Annotated in this window: 13 protein-coding genes; 3 read left to right on the top strand and 10 right to left on the bottom strand. The window is 74.6% G+C overall.

Going from position 1 to position 13,394, the window contains the following annotated elements; all coding sequences use genetic code 11:
* The 7 genes from EPD83_RS05905 to EPD83_RS05935 form a co-directional block, all read right to left on the bottom strand.
* A complete protein-coding gene (locus tag EPD83_RS05905; RefSeq protein ID WP_128367022.1) occupies positions 1-1,824 on the bottom strand; it encodes an ABC-F family ATP-binding cassette domain-containing protein in 1,824 nt (607 codons plus the stop codon).
* Complete coding sequence (locus EPD83_RS05910; protein WP_128367023.1) at positions 1,824-2,753, bottom strand: 4-(cytidine 5'-diphospho)-2-C-methyl-D-erythritol kinase; 930 nt, start codon at positions 2,751-2,753, stop codon at positions 1,824-1,826. Before EPD83_RS05910 ends, EPD83_RS05905 begins: the two co-directional genes overlap by 1 nt.
* Before the next feature lie 9 nt (positions 2,754-2,762).
* Positions 2,763-3,707: a 16S rRNA (adenine(1518)-N(6)/adenine(1519)-N(6))-dimethyltransferase RsmA gene (gene rsmA, locus EPD83_RS05915; protein ID WP_128367024.1), complete on the bottom strand. Its 945-nt coding sequence runs from the start codon at positions 3,705-3,707 to the stop codon at positions 2,763-2,765.
* Positions 3,708-3,918: 211 nt separating this feature from the next.
* A complete protein-coding gene (locus EPD83_RS20930) occupies positions 3,919-5,103 on the bottom strand; it encodes a transglycosylase family protein (protein WP_128366368.1) in 1,185 nt (394 codons plus the stop codon).
* A 326-nt stretch (positions 5,104-5,429) separates the two neighbouring features.
* The gene (locus EPD83_RS05925) at positions 5,430-6,284 is read right to left on the bottom strand and encodes a TatD family hydrolase (RefSeq protein WP_128366367.1); all 855 of its coding nucleotides are present in this window, start codon (positions 6,282-6,284) and stop codon (positions 5,430-5,432) included.
* Positions 6,285-6,288: 4 nt separating this feature from the next.
* Positions 6,289-8,088, bottom strand: coding sequence for a methionine--tRNA ligase (gene metG, locus EPD83_RS05930; RefSeq protein WP_128366366.1), 1,800 nt, complete (start codon positions 8,086-8,088; stop codon positions 6,289-6,291).
* 72 nt (positions 8,089-8,160) lie between these two features.
* Positions 8,161-8,949 carry a GNAT family N-acetyltransferase gene (locus EPD83_RS05935; RefSeq protein ID WP_128366365.1) on the bottom strand — a complete coding sequence of 263 codons (789 nt, stop codon included), beginning with the start codon at positions 8,947-8,949 and terminating at the stop codon, positions 8,161-8,163.
* A gap of 252 nt (positions 8,950-9,201) precedes the next feature.
* On the opposite strand from EPD83_RS05935, the gene EPD83_RS05940 reads away from it, so the two are divergent.
* Positions 9,202-9,804: a DUF4126 domain-containing protein gene (locus EPD83_RS05940; protein ID WP_128366364.1), complete on the top strand. Its 603-nt coding sequence runs from the start codon at positions 9,202-9,204 to the stop codon at positions 9,802-9,804.
* A gap of 36 nt (positions 9,805-9,840) precedes the next feature.
* On the opposite strand, the gene EPD83_RS05945 is transcribed toward EPD83_RS05940, so the two are convergent.
* Positions 9,841-10,482, bottom strand: coding sequence for a TetR/AcrR family transcriptional regulator (locus EPD83_RS05945; protein WP_128366363.1), 642 nt, complete (start codon positions 10,480-10,482; stop codon positions 9,841-9,843).
* Between the two features lie 104 nt (positions 10,483-10,586).
* On the opposite strand from EPD83_RS05945, the gene EPD83_RS05950 reads away from it, so the two are divergent.
* The gene (locus EPD83_RS05950) at positions 10,587-10,808 is read left to right on the top strand and encodes a hypothetical protein (protein ID WP_165566338.1); all 222 of its coding nucleotides are present in this window, start codon (positions 10,587-10,589) and stop codon (positions 10,806-10,808) included.
* 15 nt (positions 10,809-10,823) lie between these two features.
* Here EPD83_RS05950 and EPD83_RS05955 read toward each other — a convergent pair whose 3' ends face one another.
* Together EPD83_RS05955 and EPD83_RS05960 are read right to left on the bottom strand one after the other, a co-directional pair.
* Positions 10,824-11,591 carry a hypothetical protein gene (locus tag EPD83_RS05955; RefSeq protein ID WP_164896294.1) on the bottom strand — a complete coding sequence of 256 codons (768 nt, stop codon included), beginning with the start codon at positions 11,589-11,591 and terminating at the stop codon, positions 10,824-10,826.
* A 151-nt stretch (positions 11,592-11,742) separates the two neighbouring features.
* Positions 11,743-12,471, bottom strand: coding sequence for a hypothetical protein (locus tag EPD83_RS05960; protein ID WP_165566339.1), 729 nt, complete (start codon positions 12,469-12,471; stop codon positions 11,743-11,745).
* A 161-nt stretch (positions 12,472-12,632) separates the two neighbouring features.
* Here EPD83_RS05960 and EPD83_RS05965 point away from each other — a divergent pair, with 161 nt between their 5' ends.
* Positions 12,633-13,379, top strand: a complete 747-nt coding sequence (locus tag EPD83_RS05965) for a CPBP family intramembrane glutamic endopeptidase (RefSeq protein WP_128366075.1) — start codon at positions 12,633-12,635, stop codon at positions 13,377-13,379.
* Positions 13,380-13,394 lie beyond the last annotated feature (15 nt).

Raw genomic sequence — 13,394 nt, forward strand, 5'->3', positions numbered from 1 at the left:
TCAGCCGTCGACCTCGGCGGCCTCGAGCCACTCCAGCTCCAGGCCCTCCCGCTCGCCCGCGACCTCGCGCAGCTCGCGGTTGAGGTCCGCGACCCGCTGGTGGTCGGTCGCGGCGTCGGCCATCGCGGCGTGGATGCGCTGCTCGCGCTCGGCCAGCCGGCTCAGCTGCCGCTCGACCCGCGCCATCGCCTTGCGCGCCTCGCGCACCTGCGCCGGGGACGGCCCGGTGGCCTCGCTCCCGTCGTCCGGCGCCGGGGCGTCCGCGGCCGGCAGGTCGCGCGCCCCCCGCCCGGACTCGACCATCCCGTGCCGCAGCCGCAGGTACTCCTCGACCCCGCCGGGCAGGTCACGCAGCCGCCCGTCGCCGAGCAGCGCCAGCTGACGGCTGCACACCCGCTCCAGCAGGTACCGGTCGTGCGAGACGACGACGAGGGTGCCCGCCCAGCCGTCGAGGACGTCCTCGAGCGAGGTGAGCGTTTCGATGTCCAGGTCGTTGGTCGGCTCGTCGAGCAGCAGGACGTTCGGCTCGTCCATGAGCAGCCGGGTCAGCTGCAGGCGCCGTCGCTCGCCGCCGGAGAGGTCCCCGACCCGGGTCTGCTGCCGCGGCCCGGTGAACCCGAGCCGCTGCGCGAGCTGGGAGGCCGAGAGCTCCTTGCGGCCCAGCCGCACGGTGGAGCGCACGGCCTCGACGGCCTGGATGACCCGGCGCCCCGCCCAGGCGTCCAGCTCGCGGACCTCCTGGGTGAGGAAGGCGACGCGGACGGTCACCCCGACCCGCCGCTTGCCGGCGGCGAGCGGCACCTCCCCCGCGAGCGCCCGCAGCAGCGTGGACTTGCCGGCGCCGTTGACCCCGACGAGCCCGACCCGGTCCCCCGGCCCGAGCCGCCAGGTGAACCGCTCGACGAGGGTGCGGTCGCCGACGGTCAGGGTGGCGTCGAGCAGGTCGACGACGTCCTTGCCGAGCCGGGTGGAGGCGAAGCGCATCAGCTCGACGTCGTCGCGCGGCTCCGGCTCGTCGGCGATGAGGGCGTTGGCGGCGTCGATGCGGAACTTCGGCTTGCTCGTGCGCGCCGGCGGGCCGCGGCGCAGCCAGGCGAGCTCCTTGCGCAGGAGGTTGTCGCGGCGGTCGGCGACGACCCCCGCCATCCGCTCGCGCTCGGCCTTGGCCAGGACGAAGGCCGCGTAGCCGCCCTCGTACTGGTGGACGCCGCCGGACTCGACCTCCCAGGTGCGGGTGGCGACGGCGTCGAGGAACCAGCGGTCGTGGGTGATGACGACGAGGGCGGTGTCGGGGCGGGCGTGCACCCCCGCCAGGTGCTCGGCCAGCCAGGCGACGCCCTCGACGTCGAGGTGGTTCGTCGGCTCGTCGAGGAGCAGCAGGTCCGGGCCGTCGACGAGCAGCGCGGCGAGGGCGACCCGGCGCCGCTCCCCACCGGACAGGGGCCCCACCGGCGCGTCCAGCCCGCCGACGACCGGCGCGTCGAGCCCGCCGAGCAGGCCGGTGAGCACGTCGCGGACCCGCGGGACGGCCGCCCACTCGTGCTCGGCCAGCCCGCCGAGAACGACGTCGCGGACCCGGGCCGCGGGGTCGAGGGTGTCGTCCTGGGTCAGCACGCCGGTCCGCAGCCCGGTGGTCCGGGCCACCCGGCCGTCGTCGACCTCGCGGCTGCCCGCGATGACCCGCAGCAGCGTGGTCTTGCCGCCACCGTTGCGGCCGACGACGCCGATGCGGTCCCCGCCCGCGACCCCGAGGGACACGGCGTCGAGCACCTGCGTCGTGCCGAGCGCCAGGGACGCCCGCTCGACGGAGACGAGGTTCGCCACTAGTCGGTCCGGTGGTGGACGACGTGCGCGCCGTGCACGGGGCCGCTGGCCCGCCGGACGTCGCGGACGACGCCGCTGGCGGTGAGGGCGACGGCGAGGTCGATGCCGGCCTCGTTGTCCTCGACGAGGAAGGCGACCGTCGGGCCGGAGCCGGAGACGATGCCGCCGAGCGCGCCGTACTCCATGCCCGAGGCCAGGGTCTCGCCGAGCGCCGGGCGCAGCGAGACCGCCGCCGCCTCGAGGTCGTTCGTCAGCTGCGCGGCGAGCTCGTGCGGGTCGCCGCTGCGCAGGGCGGCCATGAGCGCCGGGGTGCACACCGGCTCGGGGACGTCGGTGCCCTCGCGCAGCCGGTCGCACTCGGCGTAGACCTCGGGCGTCGACAGGCCCTCGTCGGTCAGCGCGAAGACCCAGTGGTAGGTGCCGCGGGCCAGCACGGGGGCCAGCAGCTCGCCGCGTCCGCTGCCCATGGCCGTCCCGCCGCCGACGAGGAACGGGACGTCGCTGCCGACCTCGGCGGCCAGGGACTCGAGCTCGTCGCGGTCCAGGCCGAGCGCCCAGAGGTGGTCCAGGGCGACGACGGTGGCGGCGGCGTCGGCCGAGCCGCCGGCCATCCCGCCGGCCACGGGGATGCCCTTGCGGATGCTCACGTGCGCCGGGTCGCCGTCGTGCCGCTCGGCGAGCAGGTGGGCGGCGACGAGGGCGAGATTGCGCCCGTCGGTGGGGACGCCGGCGGCGAGCGGGCCGGAGACGCTGACGCCCCACTCGTCCGCGGGCGCCACGGTGACGTCGTCGTAGAGGCTCACGGCCTGGTAGACGGTGGCCAGCGCGTGGTAGCCGTCCTCCCGCCGCGGGCCGACGACGAGCTCGAGGTTGACCTTCGCCGGGACGCGCACGGTCACGGGGCCGGGCTCGAGGGGGGCGGCGGTCATGGCCTCACCCTAGTCAGAGCGGACCACCGGTCCGGGCCGCCCGTCCGGGCGTCCGTCCCCGGCGTCCGCGGTCACCGGCCGGTCCTCCCGGTCGGCGGCGGCGCGGGCGGCTGCGACCCGGGCGAAGTCGGCGACCGAGAGCCGCTCGCCGCGGGTGCGCGGGTCGACCCCGGCGGCGACGAGCGTCTCCTCCGCGGCCGTCGCCGACCCGGCCCACCCGGCGAGCGCGGCCCGCAGGGTCTTGCGGCGCTGGGCGAACGCGGCGTCGACGACGGCGAAGACCTCGGCCCGGGAGGCGGTGGTCGACGGCGGGTCGCGGCGCTCCAGCGCCACGAGGCCGGAGTCGACGTTGGGCACCGGCCAGAACACCGACCGCGGCACGTGCCCGGCGAGCCGGACCTCGCCGTACCAGGCGGCCTTGACGCTCGGCACGCCGTAGGTCCGCGAGCCGGGCGGCGCGGCGAGCCGTTCGGCGACCTCGAGCTGGACCATGACGAGGACTCTGGCGATGCTCGGGAAGCGCTGGAGCAGGCCGAGCACGACCGGCACCGACACGTTGTAGGGCAGGTTCGCGACGAGCGCGGTCGGCGGCGGCCCGGGCAGGTCCTCGACGGTGAGGGCGTCGGCGGCGACGACCTCGAGCCGGTCCGCGACGTCCGGGGCGTGGGCGCGCACGGTGTCCGGCAGCGCCGCGGCGAGCACGGGGTCGACCTCGACCGCGACGACCCGGCCGGCGACCGGGAGCAGGGCCAGGGTGAGGCTGCCGAGCCCGGGGCCGACCTCGACGACGACGTCGTCCGGGCCGACCCCCGAGACCCGCACGATTCGGCGCACGGTGTTGCCGTCGACGACGAAGTTCTGGCCCCACTGCTTCGTCGGCCGGATGCCGTGCCGGGTGGCGAGCTCGCGCACCTGCGCGGCGCCGAGCAGCGTCGCGTCGGCAGGCTCGGTCACGGGCGTCACCCTAGCGACGGCCCCCCGGCGGACATTTCGGGGTGACCCCGAAATGTCCGCCGGGGCGGGGTTCGTAAGCGGGGTCTCGGTGACGAACCGGGGTGTCGGCCGGTCGGGGCCGCTCGGCCGACGCCGCGTCGTCCCCCCACACGACGGAGCCGGCCGCCCCACGGGTGGGGGCGGCCGGCTCCGGTCGGCGCGGCGAGGAGGCTCAGGCGGCGTGCGCGCAGCCCCAGGGCCCGAGGCCGGCCTTCTCGTAGTACCGGTTGGCGACGGTGATCTGCTCGGCGCGCGACGCGAGGTCGGCACGCGGGGCGAAGTCGTCGCCCCCGTTGGCCAGCCAGGACGGGATGTCGAACTGGAGGCCGCCGTAGTAGCCGTTGCCGGTGTTGATGCTCCAGTTGCCGGAGGACTCGCACTGGGCGATCCGGTCCCACATGTCGGCGCGGGCCAGGTTGATCCCGGCGCCCGAGGAGCCACCGGAGGTCCCGCCCGTCGAGGTGCCGCCGGAGGTCCCGCCCGTGGGGGCCGGAGCCGGCGCGGGGGGCGGGGTGGGCGCGGGGCGCTCCTTGGTCCCGACCTTGACGACCGCGTCGACCGGCTTCGTCGTGACCTTCTCGGAGACGACCTTGCTGCTACGGGCCTTGCCGTCGACGTAGCGGACCTGGCGCACGATGCGCTTCTCGCCGGGGACGCCGGCGGTCGCGGTCTTCCTCAGCCCGACGAACAGCGAGCCGTCCTCCTCCTCGCGCGTCATGAAGGGGATGACCTCGGTCGAGGTCCTGCGCTTGGTCTCGACCTGCTGGAGCACGATGCGCATGCCGTCCTCGACCTCGGTGCCGAGGCGCGGCCGGACGACATCGCGGGCGTCCCGGTTCACGCCGAGTTCGCCGAAGACGCCGGCGACGGTGGGGGCGGAGGTGGTGACCGTGCGCTTCTTGCCGCCGACGACGACGGTGACCTTCTTGGGCGTCGTCACGCCGATGGCCAGCCCGCTGCGGCCGAGCGGCTGCGAGCGGGAGGCGGTGAGCACGGCGCCGTCGGCGCGGACGCCGACGTCCCGGAGGGCGGCGTCGACGGTGGTCGCGGTGGTCCAGTACTCCTTGCGCGTGCCGTCGACGGTGACCACGAGCTTGCGACCGTAACGGACCGAGATGTGGTCGCCGTCGGCGAGGGCGGCGGTCGGGGCCGGGACGACGACGTCGTGCTCCCCGACCTCGATGCCCTGCTTGTCGAGCGCGTCCTGCACGGTCGAGCCGAAGACGTGGACCGAGCGCGGGGCGCCGTCGACGGTCATCGCGACCGACTTGTCCAGGTGGGCGATCCCGACGGAGCCGGCGGCGACGGCGAGAGCGGCGGCGCCCTGGGCGGCGAGACGGACGGTGCGGTGGGTCAAGACTTCTCCAGGAGTGGTGCGTCCCGGGCACCGGCTGCTCGGTCCCTGCCGCGAGAGGCCACGGCCACGAGGGGCCGAGCGCACGTGCGCGCCCACCGGCCGCTCCGCCGGATGGGCGCACGTGCGAGGTCCCGAGGCTCACCGGCCCCGGCCATCTGGGCTCCACCGTGCACGACGGCCGCGGCCAAGGTCAAGTTTCGGTAACGGCGGCGGCCCGGCCCCGTGCCTCACGAGTCACATCCACCTCATACACCCCCACGGCCCCACACATTCTCAGGGGTGTCTCATCGCTCGGACGCACCCACGTGACGGACGTGACCCGCGCGTCACCAGGGGCCGTAGAGACGCTCCGAGTTCTCGCTCAGCGCCTGGCACAGCGTCGGGACGGCGAGGCCGAGCACGGCGGCCATCGCCCGCACGGTGAGCGGGACGAGCCGCGGGCTGTTGCTCGCGCCGCGCCACGGGTGGGGCGTGAGGTAGGGGGCGTCGGTCTCGACGAGCAGCAGCTCGGGCGGGGTGACGGCGAGCGCGTCCCGCAGCCCCTTGGCGCTCTTGAACGTCACCGTGCCGCTGAAGGACAGGTGGTAGCCGCGCCGCACGCACTCGCGGGCCATCTCGAGGTCACCGGAGAAGCAGTGCATGACGGTGCGCTCCGGGGCGCCCTCGTCGGCGAGCACCCGCAGCACGTCGTCGTGGCTGTCCCGGTCGTGGATCTGCAGGACGCGGCCGGTCCGCTTGGCGAGGTCGACGTGCCGCCGGAAGGACTCCTCCTGGGCGGCGTGCCCCTCCGGCGGGGTCCGGAAGAAGTCGAGCCCGGTCTCGCCGACCACCCGCACCCGAGGGTGGACGGCCAGCTCGGACACCCGGTCCATCGCGGCGTCGAACCGGCCGGCGGCGACGAGCCCCGGCACCTCGTTCGGGTGGAGGGCGACGCCGGCGAGCACCGACCCGTACTCCTCGGCCGCGGCGACGGCGAACTCGTTGCCCGCCGGGTCGCAGCCGATCTGGACGACGCGGTCCACCCCGACGGCGGCCGCAGCCCGCAGGGCCGGACCGAGGTCGCCGACCCCGGCCGGCTCGCCCTCGCGGCTGATGTCGAGGTGGGTGTGGTTGTCGACGACCGCGATCGGCAGGGGGTCCGGGTCCTCCGGCTCCCCCCGCCGGCTCGGCTGGCTCGTCACCGGGTCAGGCCCCGGCCCGGGCCAGCTCGTCGTCGACGACGGACTCGTCGAGCTTGGTGAGGACCGGCGCCGGCTTGCTGATCGGCGTCCCGACGACCACCGGCCGCGACTCCCACCGCGGCGTCGTCGAGTACTCGCCCGTGATGACCGGCCACGTGCGCCCCTCGTCCTCGGGATCCAGGCCGGTGACGGTCTCGAGCCGCGGCATCGGGACGAGGTCGCCCTCGCCGCCGAGGACGGCGTGGACCCGGTTGGCGGCGTGCGGGAGGAACGGCGCGAGGATGGTGTTGAGGTCCGACACGCACTGCACGAGCGTGTGCAGGACGGTGGCCAGGCGCTCGCGCTGGTCCTCGCCCTTGAGCTTGAACGGCTCGGTCCGCGACACGTAGCCGTTGACCTCGCCGACCACCCGCATGGCCTCGGCGATCGCCGCCTTCTGGCGGTGGCGCTCGAGCAGTCCGCCGACGGTGTCGAAGCCCCCGAGCACGGCGGCCCGGACCTCCTCGTCCACGGGCTCCAGGGCGCCCGGCTGCGGCACCTCGCCGAAGTTCTTCGCGACCATCGCCGCGGTCCGGGACACGAGGTTGCCCCACCCGGCGACGAGCTCGGAGTTGTTGCGCTGGACGAACTCCCGCCAGGTGAAGTTGCTGTCCTGGGTCTCCGGGCCGGCCGCGCAGATGAAGTACCGGATGCCGTCCGGGCCGTACCGGTCGAGGACGTCGCGCACGAGGACGGTGTAGCCGCGCGAGGTCGAGAACTGCCGCCCCTCCATCGTCAGGTACTCGCTGGAGACGACCTCGGTGGGCAGGTTGAGCTCGCCGTAGACGCCGGGCTCGCCGCCGCGCTCCCCGCGGCCGGCGTAGGCGAGCAGCTCGGCCGGCCAGATCTGGCTGTGGAAGGTGATGTTGTCCTTGCCCATGAAGTAGTAGGACAGCGCCTCGGGGTCGTTCCACCAGTCGCGCCAGCGCTCGGGCTCGCCGATCCGCCGCGCCCACTCGACCGACGCCGACAGGTAGCCGATGACGGCGTCGAACCACACGTAGAGGCGCTTGCTCGGGTTCTCGCGCCAGCCGTCGATGGGCACCGGGATGCCCCAGTCCAGGTCGCGGGTCATCGCCCGCGGGCGGATCTCCTCGAGGATGTTGAGGCTGAACTTGATGACGTTGGGCCGCCAGGTCCCCGAGGCCTCCCGCTCCCGCAGCCAGGCGCCGAGCGGCTCGGCCAGCGCGGGCAGGTCGAGGAAGAAGTGGCGGGTCTCGACGAACTCCGGCGCCTCGCCGTTGATCCGGCTGCGCGGGTCGATGAGGTCGGTGGGCTCGAGCTGGTTGCCGCAGTTGTCGCACTGGTCGCCGCGGGCCTCGCCGTAGCCGCAGATCGGGCAGGTGCCCTCGATGAAGCGGTCGGGCAGGGTGCGGCCGGTGGACGGAGAGATGGCGCCCTGCTGGGTCTGCTCGACGAGGTAGCCGTTCTCCCAGACGTGGTGGAACAGCTCCTGGGCCACGGCGTAGTGGTTCGCCGTCGTCGTGCGGGTGTAGAGGTCGTAGGAGCAGCCGAGGTCGGCCAGCTCGCCCGCGATGACCGCGTGGTTGCGGTCGACGAACTCCCGGGCCGTGACGCCCTCGCGGTCGGCCTGGACGAGGATCGGGGTGCCGTGCTCGTCGGACCCGCTGACCATGAGGACGTCGTGCCCCGCCATGCGCATGTACCGGCTGAAGACGTCGGACGGCACGCCGAACCCGGCCACGTGGCCGAGGTGGCGCGGACCGTTGGCGTACGGCCAGGCGACGGCGGAGAGGACCTTCATGCCCGGAATCCTAGGCGCCGACCGAGACCCGCCGTCCCCGGCCGTCCGGCGGCACGGGTGGGGGCGGGGCGGTCAGCGGACCCACTCGTAGGGCGTCGTCGTCGTGACCCGCACGAGGCCGGACCGCTCGAGGATGGGGCGGGAGAACTCCGTGGAGTCGCTGTGCAGGGAGGTGTACCCGAGCCGCAGCGCCGAGCGGGCGCGCACCGCCGTGAGCGCCCGGTAGATGCCGCGGCCACGCCACTCGGGCAAGGTCGAGCCGCCCCACACCCCGGCGACCTCGGTCCCCGGCACCGGCTCGAGGCGGCCCGAGGAGACGATGCGGCCCCCCGCCTCGGCCACCCAGACCTCGACGTCGGGGTCGTGCTGCACCCGGAAGACGAGGTCGTCGGCGCGGCGCTCGGACACGGGGTCGCCGAAGGCCTCGTCGGCCGCGGCGCTCATGGCCCGCACGTCGGCCTCGCCGGTCACCCGGCGCAGCGTGACGCCGTCCGGCAGCGGCACCTCGGCGGTGAGCGGCTCGGCCGGGCCCATCATCACCGACTCGGCCTCGCCCGCCGTCCAGCCGTGCTCCTGCAGGGCCTCGTCCAGGCCCGGTGCGTCGTCGTGGCCGCGGGTCTTCCACTCGGCGTCGACCACGCCCGGGTCGGCGGTCAGCAGGGCGGTGGCGGCGGCGACGAGGTCGCGCACGCCGCCGGCGTCCGCTCCCCCGAGGTCGCGGTAGCTGACGAAGCCGCGCCCCCCGGGGAAGCGCGCCACGCGCAGCGGCCCGAGGTGCTCGACGCTCACCGCCCCCGGCGTCTCGGCGTCGGTGCGGAGCTGGTCGTCGTAGATCCGCAGGAGCGCGGCGATGTCGGTCACCGGGGCATCGTCCCGGCCGAGGCACGCGCCGCGCCACCGTATTGCCGGCGCCGGGGGACGCGGGTCCACCGCGGGCGGTCGCGCCAGGCGCCGTGGCGGGCGGCCGCGCCCCGCGGCGGGCTCGTCGCCGAGGTCACGACGCGGCCTCGGCCGGGGCGGGAGGGAACCACGGCGGGCTACCCTGACGTCGGACCGACGTCGCGTTCGTCGTCACGCCCGCAGCCGCGGGTCATCGCAGGTCAGGAGGTCGCCGTGCTGGCTGCCCTCACCGGTATGGGGCTGTCCGCCGCCGCGGGCCTCAACGCCTACATCCCCTTCCTCGTCGTCGCCCTCGCGGCGCGCTTCACCGATCTCGTGACGCTGCCGTCGGACTACACGTGGATCGAGAGCGACTGGGCCATCGGCGCCGGGGCCGTGCTTCTGCTCACCGAGGTCGTCCTGGACAAGGTGCCCGCGGTCGACTCGCTCAACGACACCATCCAGACCTTCATCCGCCCGAGCATGGGCGGGCTCATCTTCGCGGCCACCAACGCGGCCTCGGAGATCGACCGCTCGACGTGGATGGCCGACCACCCCTGGGTGGGCGTCGTCCTCGGGGTGCTCGTGTCCGGCATCGTCCACAGCGGGAAGATGGCCGCGCGTCCGGTGGTCAACGGGGCGACCGTCGGCTTCGGCGCCCCGGTCGTCTCGACCGTCGAGGACGGCGCCTCGATCGGGCTGTCGCTCGTCGCGCTCCTCGCCCCGGTGTTCGTCGTCGTCGGCCTCGGGCTGCTCGCCTGGCTCCTGGTCTGGATGTGGCTGCGGGTGCGCGACTGGCGCCGCTCGCGCCGCTCCGGCGTCTACGCCTCCGGCTGACCGCCCCGGACCCGCCCGGGCGTGCCGCGGCGCCGGTCAGCCGCCGGTGTGCAGGGCCCGGACCAGTGGCGGCACCGCGTCGCGCAGGAACTGCTCCCGCTCGGGGCCGGGCAGCCGCACGGCGGTGACGAGGCACCCCTCGACGGCGGCGACGACGACCGCGGCGTCGCGCGCGGGCGCCTGCCGTCCCGTCGCCCGGCCGAGCTCCTCGACGGTGGCCAGCAGGCCGTGCCGCCAGCGCTCGAAGACCTCCATGAGCTCCGGGCGACGTCCGGCCTCCAGCGACAGCTCGGCCTGGGCGCGGACGACGGCCGACTCACGGACACAGCCGGTCGTGAGGTCGGTGACGGCCGCGGCGACGGCGTCCGCGTCGCCCGCGCACCCCTGGAGGTCGCCGGCCAGCCGGGTCACCCCCGCCTCGAGGATGCCGCCGACGTGCTCCGCGAGGGCGACGAGCAGGGCGCCGCGGGTCCGCAGGTAGGCCGAGCAGGTGCCCTCCGGGAGGCCGGCCCGTCGGTCGACCGCCCGGTGGGTGAGCCCGCGCAGTCCCTCGTCGGACACGACGTGCACGGCGGCCGCCAGCAGCTCGGGACGCCGGCCGCCGCCGCGGGGGGCCGGGGCGCCCGTCGGCCGGCCCGGCTCGGGGTTGCCCGCAGGGCGGGGCGGGGAGGTGGCCACCGGCGTCATTGTGCCGTCCCGTCGGGACCACGACGGGAACACCCGTGGTCCGGCCGTCCTTCTACTTCTGTAGAATCGTCTACATCCGTAGAAAGGCGGTCGTCATGGGACCACTCATCCTCACCGGGCTCGACACGGTGACCCTCGCCCTCCAGGTGCTGCTCTGGGTCGCCGGAGCCCTCGTCGTCGGGCTGTCGCTCGGCGTCGCCGTCCCCGCCCTCACCCGGGCGTCGACGCACACCACGCCGGACACGCAGCGGACCGACGCCCGGTCGGACGACCGGGGCCGGGCCGCGGCGCGGCGCGACCTCGCGGGGGCCCACTGACCCCGGCCGGGACCGTCAGAGGCTGAGGACCTTGCCGGCGGGCGGGGCGCTGACCGTCTCGGCGGCGTCCCAGTCGGAGAAGGTGACTTGGCCGGCGTCGTCGCCGGTGATGACGATCTTCATGAGGCGCTCGGTCTCGGGGTCGACCCAGATCTCGGAGCCCGAGGGGTCCGAGGCCACCCACACGTCCTGGCCCTTGACGCTGCGGGTCTCGACCGTGCTCGTGACGTCGGCGAGCGCGCCGAGGTCCTTGTCCGTGAACATGGCGTCGAGAATGCTGCCGATGCTGAGGTCGGCGACGGCCTTGGCGTCCGAGCCCGACACCTTGACGTACTTGCCGACGAGGACCTTGGCGGCGTTCGCGTTGCCCGTCTGCTCCCTCCAGAACTTCGCGTCACCGGAGAGGTAGTACTTCTTCTTCACGGTGAGGATCTCGACCTCGCCGGAGCCGATCGTCACGACGGCGCGCTGGTTCGTGCCGTCCACCGTCCCCTCGATGTCGAGGCTCACCTTCTCCTTGCCGGAGGTCACGCGGCCCGTGACGTGGCCGGACTTCGCGGCGAGCGCGGTCTTGCGGACCTTGGCGTAGAGCTCGCCCATCGTCGGCTCCTCCGCAGCGGCGGGCGAGGCCGAGGCGGACGGGGAGTCCGCGGGCGACGCCGCGTCGGAGGCCGCGGACGACGCGGTGGCCGCGGAGGAGGTGGCCGGGGTGTCGGAGCCCGAGGACGAGCAGCCGGCGAGCGCGACGAGCGAGAGCAGGAGGGCGGTGGGCGCCGCGGTCACGCGGACGCGGGTACGCCTGGGTACGGTCGACATGGTGTTCCCCCGGGAAAGACGTGCTGCTGTCGTGGCGCCCCGGTCGAGGCGAGCGCAGCGTATCGGGTGCAGGGGGTCCCGGGGAACAGGTCGCCGGCACCCGCTCGGGGCCTCCGGGCTACCGGTAGACGGCGGAGGGGCGGGGGGCCTTGAACGTGCGCGCGGCGTCCCATTTGTCGAAGGTCAGCTCGAACGGGTCGTCCCCGGTGTAGACGAGCTTGACGAGCCGGTCGGTCTTGCGGTCGCTCCACAGCTCGATGTCGCGGTCCTTGACGACCCAGACCTCACGGTCGTTCTCGGTGCGCAGGCCGACGTCGCTGACGAAGCGCGCCACCGGGCTCACAGAGGCGTCCTTGAAGGCCTCGTCCAGCAGCGTCCCGAGCGTCATCTCCGAGGGGAACTTGCGGGCCTGCTTGGGCGGTACGAGCACCTGCTTGTTCTTGAAGACGTCGCCGGCCCGGGGGTCGGCGGTCGAGGAGGCCCAGAAGTCCCAGTCCGCGGAGATGTACAGCCGTCCCTTCACCGACAGCATCGTCGCCCGGCCGTCGTCGGTCGTGATGCGCACCCGCTGGTTGGCGCCGTTGGTCCGGCCCTCGAGGTCGACGGTCATCGACTCGCCCTCGTCGGTGACGAAGCCGGTGACGTGCCCGGACTTCGCGGCGAGCGTGGCCTCGCGGGTCTTGGCGTAGAGGTCCTGGACCGTCGGCATCGGGTCGCCGTCGGCGGTCGTGCCGGGCCCGAGCATGGCGCCGCAGCCGGACAGCGTCGCGGCGAGGGCGGCGGTGAGGGCCACCGTCGCGGCTCGGCGCAGCGTGCGGGTCGGACGGGACGGGTGGGGCACGGACATCTCGAGGCTCCCCTGGCGGCATCGGGTCTCGGGCGAGGACGCGCACACCGTAACGAAGCCCGCGGGGGCGGGGGGCCCGAACCGGGATGTTCGCGCCCGTCCGGCCGAGTCCCAGGAGACGTCCAGGGTCGGGTCGGGATGGCCGCCTACCCTGGGGCCCCATGCGCCGCCGCCACCTCACCGAGACCCTGCTCGTCCTCGGGGTGTCGCTGGGGTCCTCCGCCGTCTACGCGCTGCTGCGGATCGTCGACCGGCTCACCCGCCCCGAGGCGCTGTCCCAGCAGACCTCGGCGATGAACTCCTCGGTGACGCCGGACCGTCCATGGCTCGACGTCACCTACCAGCTGGCCGGCATCGCCTTCGCGCTCGTGCCGGTGCTGCTCGCCTTCCACCTGCTGCGCCGCGACGACCCCGCCGAGCCGCGCACGATGGGCTTCGACCTGCGCCGCCCGGTGGGCGACCTGTGGCGGGGCGCGGCGCTGGCGGCGGTGATCGGCATCCCGGGGCTCGGGCTCTACCTCGTCGCCAAGGCGGTCGGGCTGAACACGACGGTGGCGGCCGCCAACCTCGTCGGGGCGGCCTGGTTCACGGTGCCGATCCTCGTCCTCGCGGCCGCGCAGAACGCCGTGCTCGAGGAGACGATCATGATCGGCTACCTCTTCCGGCGCTGGACCGAGGCCGGCTGGGGCACGTGGCGGGTAATCGTCACCTCGGCGGTCATCCGCGGGACCTACCACCTGTACCAGGGCTTCGGCGGGTTCGTCGGCAACATCGTCATGGGCCTGCTCTTCGGCTGGCTCTACACCCGCACGAAACGGGTCATGCCGCTCGTCGTCGCGCACACGATCCTCGACGTCGTCGCCTTCGTCGGCTACTCGCTGCTCAAGCCGCACGTCTCCTGGCTCTGACGCTCGACCGCCCAG

The organism is Phycicoccus flavus, assembly GCF_004025965.2.
Taxonomy (GTDB): domain Bacteria; phylum Actinomycetota; class Actinomycetes; order Actinomycetales; family Dermatophilaceae; genus Phycicoccus; species Phycicoccus flavus.

What these genes read in the sequence shown, in the direction of transcription:
- metG (WP_128366366.1), bottom strand. Translation starts at nt 8,088, where the DNA reads ATGAAGGTCCTCTCCGCCGTCGCCTGGCCGTACGCCAACGGTCCGCGC.
- EPD83_RS05965 (WP_128366075.1), top strand. Translation starts at nt 12,633, where the DNA reads ATGCGCCGCCGCCACCTCACCGAGACCCTGCTCGTCCTCGGGGTGTCG.
- EPD83_RS05960 (WP_165566339.1), bottom strand. Translation starts at nt 12,471, where the DNA reads ATGTCCGTGCCCCACCCGTCCCGTCCGACCCGCACGCTGCGCCGAGCC.
- EPD83_RS05910 (WP_128367023.1), bottom strand. Translation starts at nt 2,753, where the DNA reads ATGACCGCCGCCCCCCTCGAGCCCGGCCCCGTGACCGTGCGCGTCCCG.
- EPD83_RS05950 (WP_165566338.1), top strand. Translation starts at nt 10,587, where the DNA reads ATGGGACCACTCATCCTCACCGGGCTCGACACGGTGACCCTCGCCCTC.